Annotated in this window: 17 protein-coding genes; all 17 read left to right on the plus strand. The window is 44.8% G+C overall.

The genetic code is table 11. The features are described 5' to 3' along the window. Positions 1-54 precede the first annotated feature (54 nt). Complete coding sequence (locus tag NCY57_RS11740) at positions 55-1,002, plus strand: DUF4868 domain-containing protein (protein ID WP_059086104.1); 948 nt, start codon at positions 55-57, stop codon at positions 1,000-1,002. Positions 1,003-1,963: 961 nt separating this feature from the next. After that, on the plus strand, positions 1,964-2,341 hold the full coding sequence (locus NCY57_RS11750; protein ID WP_015527351.1) for a helix-turn-helix domain-containing protein: 378 nt from the start codon (positions 1,964-1,966) through the stop codon (positions 2,339-2,341). Then, positions 2,341-3,159, plus strand: coding sequence for an ImmA/IrrE family metallo-endopeptidase (locus NCY57_RS11755; RefSeq protein WP_021652250.1), 819 nt, complete (start codon positions 2,341-2,343; stop codon positions 3,157-3,159). Before NCY57_RS11750 ends, NCY57_RS11755 begins: the two co-directional genes overlap by 1 nt. A gap of 16 nt (positions 3,160-3,175) precedes the next feature. Beyond that, complete coding sequence (locus NCY57_RS11760) at positions 3,176-3,979, plus strand: hypothetical protein (RefSeq protein ID WP_021652251.1); 804 nt, start codon at positions 3,176-3,178, stop codon at positions 3,977-3,979. 397 nt (positions 3,980-4,376) lie between these two features. After that, positions 4,377-5,933: a cardiolipin synthase gene (cls, locus tag NCY57_RS11765; RefSeq protein WP_250789693.1), complete on the plus strand. Its 1,557-nt coding sequence runs from the start codon at positions 4,377-4,379 to the stop codon at positions 5,931-5,933. Positions 5,934-5,950: 17 nt separating this feature from the next. Continuing rightward, positions 5,951-6,940 carry a choloylglycine hydrolase gene (gene bsh, locus NCY57_RS11770; RefSeq protein ID WP_173761154.1) on the plus strand — a complete coding sequence of 330 codons (990 nt, stop codon included), beginning with the start codon at positions 5,951-5,953 and terminating at the stop codon, positions 6,938-6,940. Positions 6,941-7,163: 223 nt separating this feature from the next. Next, positions 7,164-8,720, plus strand: coding sequence for an ABC-F family ATP-binding cassette domain-containing protein (locus NCY57_RS11775; RefSeq protein WP_250789694.1), 1,557 nt, complete (start codon positions 7,164-7,166; stop codon positions 8,718-8,720). A 121-nt stretch (positions 8,721-8,841) separates the two neighbouring features. Continuing rightward, positions 8,842-9,711 carry a patatin-like phospholipase family protein gene (locus NCY57_RS11780; protein WP_250789695.1) on the plus strand — a complete coding sequence of 290 codons (870 nt, stop codon included), beginning with the start codon at positions 8,842-8,844 and terminating at the stop codon, positions 9,709-9,711. Between the two features lie 84 nt (positions 9,712-9,795). Further along, positions 9,796-12,810, plus strand: a complete 3,015-nt coding sequence (locus NCY57_RS11785; RefSeq protein WP_250789696.1) for a translation factor GTPase family protein — start codon at positions 9,796-9,798, stop codon at positions 12,808-12,810. A gap of 216 nt (positions 12,811-13,026) precedes the next feature. Then, positions 13,027-13,560, plus strand: coding sequence for a CarD family transcriptional regulator (locus NCY57_RS11790; protein WP_250789697.1), 534 nt, complete (start codon positions 13,027-13,029; stop codon positions 13,558-13,560). Continuing rightward, complete coding sequence (locus NCY57_RS11795; protein WP_015527341.1) at positions 13,548-13,700, plus strand: hypothetical protein; 153 nt, start codon at positions 13,548-13,550, stop codon at positions 13,698-13,700. Before NCY57_RS11790 ends, NCY57_RS11795 begins: the two co-directional genes overlap by 13 nt. Beyond that, the gene (gene greA / locus NCY57_RS11800) at positions 13,697-14,197 is read left to right on the plus strand and encodes a transcription elongation factor GreA (protein WP_015527340.1); all 501 of its coding nucleotides are present in this window, start codon (positions 13,697-13,699) and stop codon (positions 14,195-14,197) included. The genes NCY57_RS11795 and greA overlap by 4 nt, the downstream gene beginning before the upstream one ends. Before the next feature lie 286 nt (positions 14,198-14,483). Then, positions 14,484-16,304: a Na/Pi cotransporter family protein gene (locus NCY57_RS11805; protein WP_173776035.1), complete on the plus strand. Its 1,821-nt coding sequence runs from the start codon at positions 14,484-14,486 to the stop codon at positions 16,302-16,304. Between the two features lie 158 nt (positions 16,305-16,462). After that, positions 16,463-17,137 carry a winged helix-turn-helix domain-containing protein gene (locus NCY57_RS11810; RefSeq protein ID WP_044961949.1) on the plus strand — a complete coding sequence of 225 codons (675 nt, stop codon included), beginning with the start codon at positions 16,463-16,465 and terminating at the stop codon, positions 17,135-17,137. Continuing rightward, entirely contained in the window at positions 17,134-18,489 is a 1,356-nt protein-coding gene (locus NCY57_RS11815; protein ID WP_215638723.1) for a sensor histidine kinase, read from the plus strand. Before NCY57_RS11810 ends, NCY57_RS11815 begins: the two co-directional genes overlap by 4 nt. A gap of 143 nt (positions 18,490-18,632) precedes the next feature. Beyond that, complete coding sequence (locus NCY57_RS11820) at positions 18,633-19,556, plus strand: sugar phosphate nucleotidyltransferase (RefSeq protein ID WP_021652265.1); 924 nt, start codon at positions 18,633-18,635, stop codon at positions 19,554-19,556. A 92-nt stretch (positions 19,557-19,648) separates the two neighbouring features. Beyond that, on the plus strand, positions 19,649-20,665 hold the full coding sequence (gene galE / locus NCY57_RS11825) for a UDP-glucose 4-epimerase GalE (RefSeq protein WP_118512885.1): 1,017 nt from the start codon (positions 19,649-19,651) through the stop codon (positions 20,663-20,665). The last annotated feature ends 5 nt before the right edge of the window (positions 20,666-20,670 follow it).

A 20,670-nucleotide genomic window follows, 5' to 3' on the forward strand; every position in this document is an offset into this window, starting at 1 on the left:
AGTAGAATATAAAGTGATTAATGATACAGTCCTCTACATGAAGGAGATGAACAAATGACCAAGGAAGAAATTCAGGCATCGATTAAGTCGATAATGTTTTCTGGTTCAGTTTGCGGTATTGAAATATATGCCTGCCTACGCGATGAAAGTGGATATCAAACCAAAAAAATCAGAGCAACAGATAAGTTGCTTTCTAGCACAAAAGATAAGGTGGCAGGTTTTATCAATTGTACCTATCTTGCAGATGATGTCGAATTTGATACATCAGAAAATATTGCAGACAATAAGAAAGAATTTTATGAGATTAGTCTGATAGAGAACTATAGACCCTTTACTTTTCTTGATGATGCTGAAAAGCGTACGGAGTACTACTCGGAAAGCGATAGAAATAAACTGTCTGGATTTCTTTTTAGAATCAATTTGAATGACAAGTACTTTTGGGTTTATCAACATATATACTCTGTATCAAGAATTGATCGAAGTAAAAATGTTATAGCCCTATTTGTTGGTGATACATACGATGAAATTGATAGCGATATTGTGCAGATAGATTCACGAGCAGATGTAATTATCTTTTCTTCAAGTGTTGTTACGGCAAAAATGGATCTTATGCAGAGATTTTTTGGATTTGAGCAATACATACGAGCGGGGGCACAGAAGACGATTGAGATTATTCGCGATCTGGATATTGTAGATAGCCTTGAAAAGTTTGTTGCGTTTGAAAATAAAAGTAAGTTGACAAATGCAAAGAAGTTATTAAAGGCAAAAAATTCGCCTGTTTTGCAGATGAAAAAGAACGATTTGTTAGAGAATCTGAAAAAGCATTCTCGCTACAAAACTATGTTCAAGTTTGAAGAAGATCATATTGTGATTTCTTCACAAAAAGAGGCAGCGGCATTTATTAAAATGTTGAATGATGATATTGTTCGGTCTGAACTCACTGGAAAAGAATATGACAGCTCCAGCAAAATGCTTTTGGGCCCAGTGGGAGCAAGTCACTGACTGACCAATGATAGGAAAATATAGATGAGTGATAGAAGAAAAAAAGGATTCTATGTCACAGGTACTGTCAGATATAAAGCCCCATATGACGAAAAAGTTCATGACGGCTCATTGTATTAATGAGCAAGATATTCAGTCTATCAGTCCAATCTTCCTGCCCAGATATAAGAATGTGTAGCTCATGCAGGGATTGACCAACAACAAGCTGGATTTCAGAATTCAGGTAAAAGGTGTGTTCGGGACAGAAAGAAACTAACGAAGGCTAAGTGGAAAGAAACACAGCTCTGGATTTTTTCTTCACCGTCATGAGGCTCTTTTTCGGAGCTGTCTACGATTGCGAAGAAAATCTAAAAGGCATGGATTCCAGTTCCAGACCGGATACAAGACCTCCAAGAGAGACAAATTCGATTCTATCCTCATAGACATTGACCAGATTGCTTCCGCTGAAAGAGTAATCACGGTGAACAATGCTGTTCAGTAAAGATTCTCTGATTGCATCCTCTGGATAATCTCTTCTGTCAGTTCGATCCAGATTTGAAAAGGTTGCCTTTCCTTTCTTTTTCTTTCTTTCTCATTATAAACAAGAAAGAAAGGTCAAGGGGTGTAGAAACAAGCATTTTGTCGACCTGCAACAATTACAAGCCTCGTTGGAAAAGCAATGGGGTGTTTTTTAACCGGTTTTTTGGTGGATTCGTTTTGAGAGCAACTTTGAAATCAAATTTTGTTGCTTCGGCAATGAGCTGTTCTATCATAGAAATCTCTCTGTTGAGGTTGTAGAAGGTCTTTTGAATGAGGAAAATACAGGTTTATAGCGTTAGTGTAAACCACTCTTCTGAAGGTTAGCGATGACTTGTAACTAAAATAGCGACAAAATAAATTAAAAACTAAGATCAGTCTCTAAATAATTGATATTCTATGTGAAAGAGCGTATAATATAAGTACAAGAACAGGAGGCGATTATATGCTGGATGTAAATATGATAATTGCAAACAACATTCAGGCTGAACTGAAAAAAGAAAACAAAAAGCAGGTTGATCTGGCAGAAGGAATTGGAGTCTCCAAACAGACAATGAGCAAAATTATGAATGGTGCAAGAGCAATCAATGCGATTGAACTTCATAAGATTTCTGAATATCTGCATGTGTCGATGGATTCTCTGATGAAGATGCCAGAAAAGCCGATGGATACGAATGTGATTCATGCGTTTATGGGGCGTGTTAAAACAGAAGAAGCAAGAAAGGGAATCCGGCTTGCGGATGAACTGTCCGACATGATTCTGTTCCACACTAGGGCATGCGAGAATGGCAAAAAGATGGAGCAGCTCTGGGAGGATAAGTGATGAACAATGTTCTGAAAGATAGCCTTTTTGTAAGCCAAAACAGGAAATTTGATGAAATTCAATCTGTTGTCAGGCAGTTTTCGGCAGAGTATGTCGGTAATTCTATTATCAAAGATAATATTTTTGCTGTTATACAGAACTATGCAAGAAAGAAAGAAATTGCACTGGAACTGCTTCGTTTTCCAATTCATGATGATGAATTATGGGCATTGACTTTTTTGAAGCAGGATACGATTTTTGTGTGCGTAAATACGGCACTTCCACTATGTAAGCAGTTTTTCGCTGCGTCGCATGAATTGTATCATATCTACTGTTATGTAGAAAATGCAGACCAGAGCTATATAAAAAATGGTTCTATGCTGGATTCGGCAACAGGTGATGAAACAGGAAGAACACAGGAGGACTTGGAAGCTAATGCCTTCGCAGGTCTGCTTTTGATGCCGGATCAACTTCTCCATGAGCAAATTCTACTGTATGGAATTGATAAAGATTTGGTTTCGGTAGATTCCGTTTTGATACTTATGGATATGTTTGCTATGCCCTACAAGGCAGTTGTACTGCGCTTGTTTGAAAGTGGAAACATATCCCACCAGCAGGCTGAAAAGCTGCTGGAGATAAGTTCTGCGAATGTAATGAAAAGGGCATCACTGATAGGTAAGGCAAAGCGCTGGCAGCTTGATGGCAGGGGAACAGAATCTTTTGGCACACTCCTTGAGAAAGTTGAGTATAACAGACAGCATGAGTATCTGACAGAATCCAGAGAAAATGACGATGTGGCTTACATTACTCAACTGAAAAAAGAGTACGGTTTGGATTGAGGGGTGTCAAAGCGAAGTGAAAAAATATGCACTGCTAGATACCGATTTCATTTCCAAAACGCACTCTGTTCAAGATGGCGGCGATAATCATTTGATTGACCGGGTCATGGAATTGCCGGAATATGTGTTCTTTTGTCATGCGCAAATCGTAACAGAACTTAATCGGTATAATGCTGATGCGCCAATCTGGTTGAGCGAAAAGATTGGCGCGCAAAAGATAAAAAGCTACACGGATCAAGAAATTCTTGAAAGCCTGTCACATGTACGAGGGCCGCTGGCGTGTGCGACTTATACACAGATGTTAAAATTGGCCTGTGATGTTTTTTCTAAAGATTACTTTTCGGAACATTATCGAGCATTGGAAGATGCTGATTACACGGCGATATCGAGAGAGGATTATTTGAAAGAGCTTGAACGACTCGATATCGAAGTGGGCAAGAAAAATAATCTTGGAGAAATCAAGTCTTTTGTGCTGTTGCAGGTCTTGTCGGTGATGCTTGGGGAGCAGATTTATGTGTTCTGCTCCGATGACCGAAATGCTCGGAATGGCGCTACAAATTTTGAAGATGTTCGATGTATTAGTCTGGTATCGGTATTCTCGCGTTTGAAGGAGGAAGCAAACTGGACGTTTGAAGATGCTGAGCCGTATATTGAATCGCTCATTGCATTTTATCAAGATCATCACCAAACTACTTTCCGAGTAATGGAAGCGTCTGAGGTTAGAAGATTGCAACGGATACCATGCAGACAGGTGTTGCAGGAAATCTTTAACGGAAAATTTATTGAATTGAAAAATGGTATGTTGCGGTACAAGCGGTAAGTGAAAACAGGTTAAAGAATACCAACAATCACATGTCTAGTTGGGAAACCAGCGGAGAAAGTTATTGCAATGATAGAAGCAAAGAGTTCAGTAAAAACAGAAACATCTTAAAAAGTATACAGAGTATATTGCGAAGAAAAATCGCATATGCTATAATGCTCGCAGGCAAAAAAGAATTAAAGTGTTTATAACAAAAAAATCAAAAGCCCTCGAAGTTGCAGCTTCCAGGGCTTTCTTCTTATTTCATTTTTTATTACAGTGGACAAGGAATCATCAGGTCAGAGCTCCGCTGTTTGCAGTATAGAAGATAATTGTTGATTTTATTACGCAACAGGAATATTCAGTTAGGCTTACGCACAACAGAAAATTCTCATTCAATGCAGAAAGGGGCGGTTTTATGAGGCAGGATACACTGGAGGGCAGAGCAAAAACGAAAAACGGTGTCATTCGATTATGCTTTTCGGTGCTTTGTATTTTATTGGAAGCAGCTTTTATCATTATCGTGATCACAAGGCTGAATGAATATGCGGAGATCGTTAATCTGCTGACTAGAGTCTTTGCAGGAATTCTGGTTCTGGCACTATATGCATCCGATCAGACCTCTTCCATGAAAATGCCGTGGATCATTCTGATACTTGTGTTTCCGATCATGGGTGTAGCGCTGTATCTGCTGATCGGATTAAATGGCGGAACCCATAAAATGCGAGAACGATATGCGGATATCGACAGAAAGCTTCTGCCGCTTCTGCCGGACAATCGGGAAAAACTGGAAAATATCAAAAATAAAATCCCCAAAGCAGGAAATATCAGTGAGTATATTTGGAAAAATGCAGGTTATCCCGTATACCAGAATACGGATATTGTTTATTATGATGAGGCGGTAAAGGGATTAGAAGCACAGTTATCAGCACTGTCAAAGGCTGAAAAGTTTATTTTTATGGAATACCATGCGATAGAAGATGCAGAGGCCTGGAAAAAGATCCAGAAAGTGCTGGAGGAGCGTGTGCAGGCAGGCGTGGAAGTGCGAGTATTTTATGATGATATGGGCTCTATTGGCTTTATTAATACGGATTTTGTAAAAAAGATGGAGCGGATCGGAATCCACTGCCGGGTATTTAATCCGTTTATGCCGGGTCTGAATGTATTTCTGAACAACCGTGATCATCGAAAAATAACTGTGATCGATGGAAAAGTAGCTTTCACAGGCGGCTATAATCTGGCAAATGAATATTTTAATTACACCAATCCTTACGGACAATGGAAGGATACCGGGATCCGTCTTGAAGGCGATGCAGTTCAGTCGCTGACAGCAACATTCCTTGAAATGTGGAATGCAGCCAATGACAGGAATAATAATGAGGATTTCAGCAAATATTTTATAAGATCAGAATATAAGGCAGCTCAGAACGGATTTGCACAGCCTTATGCAGATAGTCCAATGGATGATGAACAGGTAGGAGAGGAAGTTTATATCAGCATGGTCAACAAAGCTGAAAAATACTGCTGGTTTATAACGCCATATCTGATCATTACGGATGAAATGACACATGCGTTGTGTCTTGCTGCAAAGCGGGGGATTGATGTCAGGATCATTACACCGGGAATTCCGGATAAAAAAATGATTTACAGTGTTACACGTTCCTTTTATCATGGACTGGTTAAAAATGGAGTGCGGATCTACGAGTGGACACCTGGCTTCTGTCACGCCAAGATGAGCGTGGCAGATGACTGTATGGCAACCTGCGGAACCATAAATCTGGATTACAGAAGTCTTTATCATCATTTTGAAAACGGATGCTTTATGGCAGACAGTCCGGCTGTGTTATCTATAAGAAATGACCTAGAAGAAACAATGAAGGAATGTCGGGAAGTAACGGAACAATACCGGACAGGACGCAGTGCATATCTTCGTCTGGGACAGCTTTTCATGAGATTGTTTGCAGGATTATTGTAAGGAAGAGGTGTAAATCTATGTGTACAGCAGCAACGTATCAGACAAAGGATTTTTATATGGGAAGAACTCTTGACTATGAGTTTTCCTATGGGGAAGAGGTGACCATAACCCCAAGAAATTATGAGTTCGATTTCCGATATGCAGGAAAAGCAAAAACACATTATGCTCTCATAGGAATGGCGTTTGTAGCAGGAGATTATCCGCTTTATTATGATGCGGCTAATGAAAAGGGACTGGGTATGGCAGGACTTAACTTTGTGGGGAATGCGGCATATGCAGATGAAGCGACAGAGGCAGATAAGGATCTTGTCCAGGTGGCGCAATATGAATTTATTCCATGGATACTTACCCAATGTGCTTCGGTGGCTGAAGCAAGGAGGATGCTTTCCAATATGAAGCTTATGGGAACCCCCTTCAGTGAACAGCTTCCAACGGCACAGCTTCACTGGATGATCGCAGACAAGGAGGCATGCATCGTTGTAGAATCCATGAAAGACGGAATGCACATCTATGACGATCCTGTTGGCGTACTTACAAATAATCCTCCATTCCCCGGCCAGATGTTTGCACTTAACAATTATGCGGGTGTATCCAGAAAGCAGCCAGAAAGTACATTTGCAGGAGTGCTGGAGCTGGATCCATACAGCAGAGGAATGGGCGGAATGGGAATTCCGGGAGATCTTTCAAGCCAGTCAAGATTTGTAAAGGTTGCATTTACAAAATTAAACGCAATATCCGGAGATGGGGAAAACGAAAGTGTCAGCCAGTTTTTCCATATTTTAGGCTCTGTTGATCAGCAGCGGGGATGCTGTGAGGTATCAGAGGGCGCATATGAGATCACGATCTATACTTCATGTTGCAACACGACAAAGGGAATCTATTATTATACCACATATGATAATCACCAGATAACCGCAGTAGATATGTATGCGGAAAACCTTGATTCAGACAAGCTGATCCGTTATCCGATCATATTAAACGGTGAGATCCGATGGCATAATAAATAAGAACAGGATTTTTACAGAAGATAATGAGGTAGGAAGATGGAAAATTATTCAATAGTATTCAGCAGCTTAACCGGTAATACAAAAAAGCTGCCAGTCAGCCGATCGTAGTGTATACAGAGATTTGACTTTACAGCAGAGAAAAATATCAAGTATAATACTATAGCATTATTAAAAATCCCTTCCGGGAAAACAGAAAAACCACAATGATAAAGGAATATAACAAATGAGTATTTTAAATGTAGAACACCTGACCCACGGGTTTGGAGACAGAGCGATTTTCGAAGATGTATCTTTCCGGCTTCTTAAGGGAGAACACATCGGACTTGTAGGCGCTAATGGCGAAGGAAAGTCCACATTTATGAGTATCGTGACCGGAAAACTGATGCCGGATGAGGGAAAGGTAGAGTGGGCAAAAAATGTCCACGCAGGCTATCTGGATCAGCATGCAGTTCTGGAAAAGGGGATGACCATCGGCCAGGTGCTGAAATCCGCTTTTGATCCTCTCCTCAAAAAAGAAGAACGGATGAACAAGATCTGCGACAAGCTGGGAACTGCAGATCCTGACGAGATGGATGGTCTGATGGAAGAGCTTGGAACGATCCAGGACGAACTGACACTTCACGATTTTTATGCGATCGATGCCAAAGTGGAGGAGGTTGCCAGAGCTCTGGGCCTTCTGGATCTGGGGCTTGACCGTGATGTTACGGATCTAAGCGGCGGACAGCGAACCAAGGTACTTCTTGCGAAGCTTCTTCTTGAGAAGCCAGATATCCTGCTTTTGGATGAGCCTACCAACTATCTGGATGAGGAGCATATTGCATGGCTGAAAAGATATCTTCTGGATTATGAGAATGCCTTTATCCTTATTTCACACGATATTCCCTTCCTGAATTCTGTAGTTAACATTATCTATCACATGGAAAATCAGGAACTGAACCGTTATGTAGGAGATTACGATCATTTCCAGGAGGTCTATGCGGTCAAGAAGGCACAGCTGGAGGCTGCTTACCGCAAACAGCAGCAGGAGATCAGTGAGCTGAAGGATTTCGTAGCAAGGAATAAGGCCCGTGTTTCCACAAGAAACATGGCTATGTCCCGCCAGAAAAAGCTGGACAAGATGGATGTGATCGAGTTGGCAGCAGAGAAGCCGAAGCCGGAGTTCAAATTCCGTTATGGCCGAACACCAGGAAAGATGCTTTTTGAGACCCATGACCTTGTGATCGGTTATGATGAGCCGCTTTCCAAACCACTGAATTTTACTATGGAGCGCGGACAGAAGATCGCACTGGTGGGAACCAATGGAATAGGAAAAACAACACTTCTTCGAAGTCTTCTCGGACTGATCAAGCCTCTTTCCGGAAGTGTGGAGCAGGGCGAGAACCTTGAGATCGGATATTTTGAGCAGGAAGTTAAAGGTGAGAATCGAACTACCTGTATCGAAGAACTCTGGCAGGAATTTCCGTCATTTTCCCAGTATGAAGTGCGTTCCGCACTGGCAAAATGCGGCCTGACGACCAAGCATATTGAGAGCCAGGTACGAGTTTTAAGCGGTGGTGAGCAGGCAAAAGTGCGTCTTTGCAAGCTGGTGAACCGTGACACCAATATTCTTCTTCTGGACGAGCCTACCAATCATCTGGATGTAGATGCAAAAGACGAGCTGAAAAAAGCTCTCCGGGAATACCGCGGAAGTATCCTTCTCATCTGTCATGAACCGGAATTTTATCAGGATGTGGTAAATGAAGTCTGGGATATGAGCAAGTGGACAACCAAGATATTCTGATAATGGATATAGATATATGGCAGAAAAGACCGATATAATTCGAAAAGTACAATAAATGGGACATAAAGACGACAGCATAAGGGCAGCAGAGTCTGCCAGACAGAATACAGAGGACAAATAAATGGAAGAAACACAATTGAAAAAATTCAGTATCGTTATGGAGGGCGGCGGTATGCGAGGCTTGTATACAGCCGGCGTGATCGATGTTCTGATGGAAAATGAGATTTACGCAGACAGTGCGGTGGGCGTATCGGCTGGAGCTGTTTTTGGATGCAATTATAAGTCCAGGCAGATCGGAAGAGTTCTTCGCTATAACAAAAAGTACTGCAAGGATAAAAGACTTGCAAGCATCCGGAACTGGATCACCACAGGAGATGTATACAGCCGGGAATTCGGATATTATGAACTGCCCTGGAAGCTGGATATTTTTGACCGTCAGACCTACGCAGAAAATCCCATGAAATTTACAGTGGTGTGTACGGACCTGGATACAGGAAAACCGGTGTATCATGAATGTCCCAACGGAGATGTGGAGGATATTGAATGGATGCGCGCATCTGCATCGATCCCGGTAGCCTCCCGACCGGTGAAGCTTGAGGGAAAGAGACTTCTGGATGGTGGTGTGTCTGATCCGATTCCGGTTAAGTGGATGCTTTCCCGGGGATACGAAAAAAACGTAGTGGTGCTTACCAGAGATGTGAAGTACCGAAAAAAAGCAAACCCGAAGATGCAGCTTTTTTTGAAAGCAGTATTACATAAATATCCGGCTTTTATGAAGGATCTGGAGGAACGGCATATCCATTATAATGAAACACTGGAGGAACTGTCTGCTCTGGAAAAAGAGGGTCGCGTTCATATCATCCGTCCGAGCAGTCCCATCCAGGCGGCGATGATCGAGCGTGATGAGAGCAATCTGGAGCGGATCTACCAAACAGGAAGAGCAGATATGAAAAAGGATCTGGAGAAGCTGAAAGCCTACCTGGATTCCTGAATCACAGACCGAAACAAAATTCGACTTATACCCCTTTCTATGTTATGATATTGGATATCATTACAACAGAAAGGGGTATTTTCAATGGGAGAAAAACCTCAGAATATAAAACACAGACATATAAGCCTGGGCGTGCTTGCCCATGTGGATGCAGGAAAGACGACATTATCGGAAGGCCTGCTTTTTAAATGCGGAAGGATCCGGAAGATCGGAAGAGTCGATCACAAGGATGCGTATCTGGATACCTATGAGCTTGAGAGGGAGCGAGGAATCACCATTTTTTCAAAGCAGGCAGTTTTTTCCATGGGGGATATGGAAGTGACACTTCTGGATACACCGGGGCATGTGGATTTTTCTGCTGAGATGGAGCGTACCCTGCAGGTGCTGGATTATGCGATCCTGGTGATCAACGGAGCAGATGGTGTGCAAGGGCATACACAGACATTGTGGAGACTGCTGACACAGTATAAGATCCCAACATTTCTTTTTGTAAATAAAATGGATCAGGAAGGAACGGACAGGGAAAGACTTCTTGAGGAGCTGAAGAAGAAATTAAGCGGATGCTGTGTGGATTTTAGTGGAGAACTGGAATGCTCCGGTGCAGAAGCAGCAGGGAAAAAGGAGAATCCTGTGGATAACTCCGGGAAATCTCCGTCAGCTGAAGGAATGCAGCTGAAAGACAACGCCAGTGAAGCAGAAAAAGAGAATATATCCGGAACGCAGGGCGCTTCTGATAAAATAAATGGAACGGATGATTTTCTGGAAAATATCGCCATGTGTGAGGAGAACCTTCTGGAAAGCTTCCTGGAAACAGGAACGATCGCAAAAAAGGACGTGGCAGAGCTGATCCTGGAGCGAAAGCTTTTTCCCTGCTTCTTTGGATCTGCCCTGAAGATGGAAGGCGTAGATGCTTTTATCCATGGAATGGAGACCTACATGGCAGTACCGTCCTATCCCGCAGAATTCGGAGCCAGGATCTTTAAGATTGCCAGAGATGAGCAGGGAAACCGTCTCACTTATATGAAGATCACCGGCGGCAGCCTGAAGGTTAAGGAGACGCTGACCAATGCAGGAAGAAATGGTATTCCGGCAGAGGAGATCTGGGAGGAAAAGGCAGATCAGATCCGTATCTATTCCGGTGCAAAATTTGAAATGCTCAAAGAGGCAGAGGCAGGAACCGTCTGTGCAGTTACAGGTCTTACCGAAACATACCCGGGAGAGGGACTTGGCATTGAGGCGGATTCTGCCATGCCGGTGCTGGAACCGGTACTGAATTATCAGATCATCCTTCCGGAGGGCTGTGACGCCCACAGGATGCTGAAAAGCCTGAAGGAGCTGGAGGAGGAAGAACCGCAGCTTCATATCATGTGGGATGAGCAGCTGGGAGAAATCCACGCCATGCTGATGGGCGAGGTACAGATCGAGATCCTGAAGCATCTGATCTGGGAGCGTTTTCATGTGGCAGTAGAATTTGGGACCGGTAATATTGTATACAAAGAAACCATTGCCGCACCGGTGGAAGGCGTGGGACATTTTGAACCGCTTCGTCATTATGCAGAGGTGCATCTTCTTCTGGAACCGGGAGAGAGAGGAAGCGGACTGCAGTTTTTTACTGCGGCAAATGAAGATCAGCTGGATCGGAACTGGCAGCGGCTGATCCTGACACATCTGGAGGAAAAAGAGCATCTGGGAGTCCTTACCGGATCACCCATCACCGATATGCAGATCACACTTCTCACCGGGCGGGCACATCAGAAGCATACGGAAGGTGGAGATTTCCGGCAGGCGACCTACCGTGCTGTGCGCCAGGGCCTGAAGAAGGCGGAGACAGTTCTTCTGGAACCCTATTACAGCTTCCGACTTGAGGTCCCGGCAGAAAATGTAGGACGTGCCATGACGGATATCCAGAGGATGCAGGGAACCTTTCAGGGGCCGGAAACCCAGGGAGAGCTGTCGGTGATCACAGGAAGTGCACCGGTGGCAAAAATGAGGGATTATCAGAGCCAGGTAGTTTCCTACACAAGAGGCAGAGGTCATCTGACCTGTACTCTGAAGGGCTATGAACCCTGTCAGGATCAGGAGCAGATCGCAGAGGAGATCGGCTATGATTCCGAGAGAGATCTTGAGAATCCTACAGGCTCTGTATTCTGTGCCCATGGAGCAGGCTTCGTGGTTCCCTGGTATGAGGTAGAAGAATATATGCATCTGGAAGGAGCTCAGCTTCCGGACAGCAATGACGCCTATGAGGATTCCGACAACAGCTCTGCAGGAGTGCGTGCAGGTCAGGGAACAGCCAAAAACAGTCCGGATCACAGAACAGCCAATGCCGGCCGTGGAAAATATACCTCCATGTATGGAAGCTATGAAGAGGAAAAAGAACTGAAGGCAATCTTTGAGAAAACCTTTGGTCCGGTGAGCTCAAAGAAATACAGCAGTAACAGCCGAAGCTTCGGAAATCCGGAAAGCGGAAGCAGCTTTTCCGGGAAGGGAGGCAAAGGTGCAGCAGATTCCGGCCTTCCGGCAAAATCCGGTCACGGCGCCTGGAGAAACAGCAGTCCGGCCATCCACAGAGAGGACTATTTGCTGGTGGACGGCTGCAATATCATATTTGCCTGGGAGGATTTAAGAGATCTGGCACAGGCAGACTTTCATGCGGCACAGTCCAGGTTAATGGATATATTAAGCGATTATCAGGGAATTAAGGGCTGCATCCTGATCCTGGTATTTGATGCCTACCGTGTGGAGGGCCATCCGGAGGAAACCTTCCAGTATCATAACATTCATGTTGTCTATACAAAAGAAGCGGAAACGGCAGACCAGTATATTGAACGCACTGTCCATAAAATCGGACGGAAGCATAACGTGACAGTTGCCACATCAGACGGACTGGAGCAGATCATCATTATGGGACAGGGAGCCGCCAGGATCTCAGCGCGCGGATTCAAAGATGAGATCGCTTCCGCAAAACAGCAGATGAGAGAAGAATGGCAGGAGCGCAGGGACAACAGCAAAACCTATCTCTTTGACAGTATGACACCGGAACTGAAATCTCATATGGAAGACATCCGTCTGGGAAGAAAGAAAAAAGAAGAATTATAACAAAAAATATATGCCCCCATTGTGGGCATATTTCACAAAAATAAAAAAACTTTTTGAATTCTTTTGCAAATAAATGGGAAAAGTAGTAAAATAAGGATAGAATCCTCAGTGAGAAGCTCCTTGTCTGGATATATAACCTGGCAGGGAGCTTTCATTAGAGCACAATAAGCGCCAGGATAACAAAAGAAAAGTAAAAAAATGAAAGGAAGTGGAAAAATGTTTGAAACAGGCGAATATGTTGTGTATGGTCGTACCGGCATCTGCCAGGTAACAGGAGTTACCACAATGAGGGTGGATGGTTCCTCCGGCGAGAAGCTTTATTATGTACTGAGGCCCGGAGGAGAAACAGATGGGAAGATATTTACACCGGTGGAAGGTGGAAAGCAGGTGCTTCGCGGAATCATTACGAGGGAAGAAGCGGAGAGGCTTATCGATGAGATCCCATCCATTGAGACACTGAGTATTGAGAATGAGAAATTCCGGGAGGATAGCTACAAGAAATGCATCCGTACCTGTGAATGCAGAGATCTTCTTCGGATCATCAAGACGATCTACGTCAGAAAACAGGCCAGATTATCTCATGGCAAAAAAACAACCGCTACAGACGAGCGGTATCTGAAGCTTGCAGAGGATCATCTCTATTCTGAATTTTCCATGTTACTGGATATCCCCAAAGAACATATGGCAGATTATATTGAACAGCGAGTACACCGGAAGGAGGAAGCCGAAGAACAGGTATGCGCTGTTTGACAAAGCAGAGCGTATCTGCTATGGTATTTCCGGTAACCTTCCAGAAATCCTGTATCTGTGACAGAAGCTTCACAGGAAGTGGAGAACAGATCCAGGATCAGTCTGAATGTTATAAAGAAAAGGAGATGCCAGAGAAATGAGAGAACAGCTTACCCGCAAGGATGTTGAAAAAATAGAGCAGGAGATCGAACACCGTAAACTGGTAGTACGTAAGGAAGCCATTGAGGCGGTCAAGGAGGCACGTGCCCAGGGAGACTTAAGTGAGAACTTTGAGTATTATGCAGCCAAGAAGCATAAGAATCAGAACGAGAGCCGCATCCGTTATCTGGAGAGGATGCTGAAGACTGCATCCATTGTATCCGATGCTTCCAGATCTGACGAAGTGGGAATGGACGATATCGTGGAAGTTCTTTTTGAAGAAGATAATGAGGTGGAGAAGTACAAGCTGGTTACTTCCATCCGCGGAAATTCCATGGAAAACCGTATCAGTATTGAATCGCCTATCGGCAAGGCACTGCGCGGTCATCGTGTAGGAGACCGGGTGGAAGTAAAGGTCAATGATGATTACAGCTATTACCTTGTAATAAAATCCATCGACAAGACCGGATCTGAGGATGAGGAGATCCGCGGATTCTGATCACAGATCGCAGGGCAGCTCTGCTCATGAGCATGCAGCTCAGCGGAATGAGAATATCCGCAGCACAAAACACATCATAAGGATAAAAACCACTGTACGATATATAGGACAGAGAGATCCTGACGGGAAATCGGTTTCCCGTAACAGGATCCTCTGTTTTATTTTTTTTACACAGATTTTACATTCCAGTGGGGAAAATTTTACAATAGGCCGCTATTATGAAAATCGTTGAAATGAGAAAAAAGGAAATCAAACATATCAAAAAGAGAAAGTGAAGGAGAGTATTATGGACTTTTTCAGCGTACTGGCATTGCTTGGCGGCCTTGCTATTTTCCTTTATGGAATGAACTTAATGGGAGACGGGCTTGCGAAGGTTGCAGGCGGAAAGCTTGAGCGGATCCTGGAGACACTTACCTCCAATCCCATCAGAGCCGTTCTTCTTGGAATGGGTGTGACTGCAGTGATCCAGTCATCCTCGGCAACTACCGTTATGGTCGTTGGTTTTGTAAACTCGGGAATCATGAAGCTGTCCCAGGTTGTGGGGATCATCATGGGTGCCAATATCGGTACTACCGTAACCTCATGGATCTTAAGTCTTACCGGTATCCAGAGTGATAACTTTATTATCCGGCTTTTTAAGCCGACGTCATTTTCACCGATACTGGCACTGATCGGCGTGGTTCTGATCATGTTTACAAAAAGCCAGAAGAAAAAGGACGTGGGAGCGATCTTTGTAGGCTTTGCGATCCTGATGTATGGAATGAATGCCATGAGCGGAGCTGTGGAACCTCTTGCAGAGGTACCGGAGTTTACCGGAATGCTGGTGAAATTCTCCAATCCGATCCTTGGAGTTGTGGCCGGAGCAGTGCTGACAGCGATCATCCAGTCGTCCTCCGCATCGGTTGGTATCCTCCAGGCACTGTGCCTTACCGGAATGGTACCGTTCAGTGCAGCACTTCCTATTATCATGGGACAGAATATCGGTACCTGTATCACTGCGATCCTTTCAGCCATCGGAGCCAGCAAAAACGCAAAACGTGCGGCTATGGTCCATCTGTATTTCAATCTGATCGGAACCATGCTGTTCATGGCAGTATTTTATGCGATAAATGCAGCAGTACATTTTTCATTTATGGCACAGGCAGCGACTCCGGCCGGGATCGCGATCCTGCACAGTGCCTTCAATATCACGGCAACTCTTGTCCTTCTTCCGTTTGGAAAGGCTCTGGAGAAGCTTGCCTGTCTTACTATCCGCGACAGGAAGGAAGAGGAGGAGAAGGTGGCAGCAGATCCGGATTTCATGATCCTGGAAAGCCGTTTTCTGGAGAAACCTGCATTTGCAGTTGAGCAGAGCAGGAATGCAGCGAAAAAAATGGCAGAGGATTCTCACAGAACTCTGTTTACCGCCCTGGACCTTCTGAAGAATTTCAGCGCAGAAGGAAAGGCTCTGGTGGAAGAAGCAGAGAAAAAGGTAGACCGTTATGAGGATGAACTTGGAACCTATCTTGTAAAACTGAACCAGAAGGATCTTTCCGTTCATGACAGTCACAGTGTTTCCATCATGCTCCACTGTATCGGTGATTTCGAGAGGATTTCCGATCACGGTGTGAACATCATGGAATCCGCACAGGAGCTTTATGAAAAAGGCCTGAAGTTTTCGGATAAGGCGCTGGAAGAGTTACGTGTCATGGAGCATGCGGTGGAAGACATTGTAGATATTGCTTACAAGGTTTACGAAAATCAGGATGTGCAGCTTGCGAGAGAGATCGAGCCACTGGAGGAAGTGATCGATGAACTCAGCAAGGAACTGAAGTACCGGCATATCCAGAGACTTCGCGCCGGAGAATGTACCATTGAAATGGGATTCATCCTGTCCGATGTGACTACCAGCCTGGAGCGTGTGGCAGATCACTGTTCCAATATCGGTGTTTGTGTGACACAGGTTCATGAAGATGCTTTTGATACACATCAGCACCTGAAGCAGATCAAACATGGGCCGGACGAAACCTTCTACCGTGCGCTGGAGGTGATCCGGAGTCAGTATCAGCTTCCGGAAATAAAGGATGAGCAGGCGGCAGCCCAGATGGCAGCGGCAGGCAGCCAATAAAAAGATATCGAAATAATGTTATGCCCTGGTTATCTGTATCAGCAGACGGCCAGGGCTTGTGCAGTAAAAAGAAAGCAGTTATACTGAAGGCATGGAACAAAAAAGACCAGACGATTATGAAGTGCCAACGGCAAAAAAACGAACAGAGAGGATATAGAATGATCTACTGTGTGGAAGATGAGAGAAATATCAGAGAGCTTCTTGTCTATACCCTGGAGACAACAGGCTTTGAGGCAGAAGGTTTTGAAACCGGGGCAGAACTTGACACAGCCATGAAAAAAAATATGCCGGAACTGATCCTGCTGGATATCATGCTCCCGGGTGAAGATGGGTATAATATTTTGAAACGACTGAAAAGTGATACCAGGACCCGGGATATCCCGGTGATCATGGTCACAGCCAAAGAAGCGGAGTTTGACAAGGTAAAAGGTCTGGAGGGCGGCGCAGATGATTACATCACCAAGCCCTTCGGGATGATGGAATTTGTAGCCAGGGTCAAAGCGGTCCTTCGGCGCTGCGCAAGGCAGAGCGAAGAGAGGGAACTGCACTGTAAGGGTCTTCGTGTCAATGTGTCCCGTCACGAAGTCAGCTATCAGGGTGAGGTGAAGGAGCTGACCAGAAAGGAATTCGAGCTTCTGGAATATCTTATGGAGAACAAAGGACTGGTCATGTCCAGAAACCAGATCCTGTGCCATGTGTGGGGCTATGATTTTGACGGAGAAACAAGGACTGTAGATGTTCATGTACGGACTCTCCGACAAAAGCTGGGGGAAGCCGGAAATCTGATCGAGACAGTGCGTGGCGTGGGATACCGGATCGGAGATCATGTATGAAAAAGAAAATTCTGCATCATACAAGCATTATGATCATTTTTGCTGTTCTTGTCACGTTTCTTGCAGCAAGTGTGGTCACCTACAATAAATTAAACACATACATGCAGCGGGGAGTCCGTGAGGAAGCGCAGTATATCTGCCTTGCCATGGATGAGTATGGAGATTCCTTTCTCACAAAAAAGCTTCGGACAGTATCATCAAGTCGTGTGACTCTCATCCGTAAAGACGGAACCGTTCTCTACGATTCTGAGGCTTCTCCGAAAAAACTGGCAAATCACAGTGATCGTCCGGAATTTATACAGGCAGAAAAAAATGGAAAAAGCGAAAGTATCCGTTATTCAGAAACCTTTGCAAAAAAGACCTTTTATTATGCGGTGAAGCTGGATGACGGAAACGTGCTCCGTGTAGGAAAAACCGTAGACTCCATATATTCCACATGGATCTCAAGTCTTGCTGTGCTGGGACTTCTGATGCTCCTGGTACTGATCCTGGAGTTTGTTTTTGCACAGAGACAGACCAGAGAGCTGATCCGTCCGGTCAACGATCTGGATCTGGAGCATCCGCTGAACAATGTGTGCTATGAGGAGCTGCGTCCCCTTCTTGTGCGGGTGGATGAACAGAACCGGCAGATCCGGCAGCAGGTAAAAGAACTGAAGGAGGCAGAGGAGATCCGGAAGGAATTTTCTGCAAATGTTTCCCATGAGCTGAAGACCCCGCTGATGTCCATTTCCGGTTATGCGGAGCTTATGATGAACGGCATGGTTCCGGCAGATCATATACAGGAATTTTCCGGAAGGATCTACCATGAATCAATAAGACTTTCCAATCTGGTAGCGGATATCATCCAGCTTTCCAGACTGGATGAAAGCAACAGTGAGGTTCCTTTTGAAGAGGTGGATCTTTATGAGCTTGCGGAAGACGTAAGAAATAATCTCAGACATCCTGCCGGAAAGAAAAATATTTTCCTTGAGCTTGCCGGAAGTGCAGAGAAGATCAAGGGTGTCCGCCATGTACTCTATGAGATGCTTTTTAATATTGCAGACAATGCAGTTCGCTATACAGAACAGAATGGTCATGTGCGGATCATGGTAGGCAACCGGAAAGGGCATCCGTTCTACTGTGTGGCAGATGACGGGATCGGAATCCCGAAAAGTGAACAGGGAAGGATCTTTGAGCGCTTTTACCGGGTAGACAAAAGCCATTCCAGACAGACCGGCGGAACAGGTCTGGGGCTTTCCATTGTGAAGCATGGAGCAACGCTTCATCATGCACAGATCAACGTGGAAAGTGAACAGGGAGTTGGAACCAGGATGGAGATCGTTTTCCCGGAGAATACTTCTGACCGAAAATAAACTGAAAATAATCAGTAGGATTTCACGGTGAAGTGTAGTATAATAAAAAAAGGTTCAAAGGCCGGTCGGATGAGAATCTGACCGGCTTAAACTATGTATGGGAAAAAATCCCTGTATTTCTAAAAATCAGGAGGAACAAAATTATGAAAGAGCCGGTTCTGGTAGTAATGGCAGCAGGAATGGGAAGCCGCTACGGCGGACTGAAACAGATCGATCCTGTAGATCAGGAAGGTCATATCATCATGGATTTTTCCATTTATGATGCCGTACGTGCAGGCTTTAAGAAAGTGATATTCATCATAAAAAAAGAGAATGAACAGGATTTCCGCGATGCCATCGGCGACCGCTTAAGTGACAAGGTGGAGATCGTTTATGTGCATCAGGATCTCAACAACATCCCGGAAGGCTTCCAGGTTCCGGAAGGCCGTGTGAAGCCATGGGGAACCGGACATGCGGTATTAAGCTGTGCCGGAGAGATCGACGGACCGTTTGTGGTAATCAATGCAGATGATTATTATGGAACCCATGCCTTTAAGATGGCGTATGATTTCCTGATCCAGGCCCAGGAGGACACCGTACCTGCCCAGTATATGATGGTAGGCTACCGTCTTGAGAATACCCTGACAGACAACGGCTACGTTTCCAGAGGTGTCTGTGAGACAGATGAAAATGGATATCTTGCAGATATCAATGAGCGAACACACATTGAGAAACGTGACGGCGGAGCAGCCTACACAGAGGACGATGGAAAAACCTGGACAAGTCTCCCGGGAGAGACTCCGGTATCCATGAACATGTGGGGATTCACCGGCGGATTTATGAAAGAGCTGGTAAAACGCTTCCCGGTATTCCTTGAAAAGAGCATCCCGGAAAATCCTCTGAAATGCGAATATTTCCTTCCGTTTGTAGTTGACGAGCTCCTCCAGGAAAAAAAGGCAGCAGTCAGGGTCCTTACCACACAGGATAAATGGTACGGAGTGACCTATAAAGAGGACAAACCGGTAGTGGTAGCCGCGATCCAGAATCTGAAGGATCAGGGACTTTATCCGCAGGGACTCTGGGATTAAGTAGTAAACCTGGTTTTCTGCTATTGTGGAAACAAAGGAACAGTGCTAAAATAAACAGGAACAGTTAGATCCAATAGAGGAGGAGAAAAACTATGGCAATTTTAGTAACAGGTGGAGCAGGATACATTGGAAGTCATACCGTTGTAGAGCTGCAGAGCGCAGGATATGATGTTGTAGTAGTTGACAATTTATGCAATTCCAGTGAGAAGGCTCTGGACAGAGTATCCAAGATCACAGGCAAACCGGTGAAATTCTATAAAGCAGATATCCTGGACCGCGATGCATTAAATGAAGTTTTTGACAAAGAAGAGATCGACTCCTGTATTCATTTTGCAGGACTGAAAGCAGTTGGTGAATCTGTTGCCAAGCCGTGGGAGTATTATGAGAACAATATCGCAGGAACCCTTACTCTTGTAGACGTGATGAGAAAACATAATGTTAAAAATATTATTTTCTCTTCCTCAGCAACCGTATACGGAGATCCGGCAATGATCCCGATCACCGAGGAGTGCCCGAAGGGACAGTGTACCAACCCATATGGCTGGACCAAATCCATGCTGGAGCAGATCCTTACAGACATCCAGAAGGCAGACCCGGAGTGGAACGTAGTTCTTCTTCGTTACTTCAACCCGATCGGTGCTCATAAGAGCGGAACCATCGGTGAGAATCCAAATGGTATCCCGAACAACCTGATGCCATATATCACACAGGTAGCAGTAGGCAAGCTGAAAGAGCTTGGCGTATTCGGAAACGATTACGATACACCGGATGGAACAGGTGTCCGTGACTACATCCACGTAGTAGACCTTGCCAAGGGCCATGTAAAAGCCCTTAAGAAGCTGGAAGACAATTCTGGATTAAGCATCTACAACCTTGGAACCGGAAAAGGCTACAGTGTTCTTGATATCGTTAAGAACTTTGAGGCAGCTACCGGCGTCAAGATCCCATATGTGATCAAACCACGCCGCCCAGGCGACATCGCAACCTGCTACTCCGATGCAACCAAAGCTGAGAAAGAGCTTGGCTGGAAGGCAGAGAACGGAATCCGCGAGATGTGTGCAGACTCCTGGAGATGGCAGAGCCAGAACCCTAATGGATATGAGGCTTAAGGAAC

Origin of the sequence: Blautia sp. MB18-30 (assembly GCF_023669475.1) — a bacterium.
Classification (GTDB): Bacteria; Bacillota; Clostridia; order Lachnospirales; family Lachnospiraceae; genus Blautia_A; species Blautia_A fusiformis.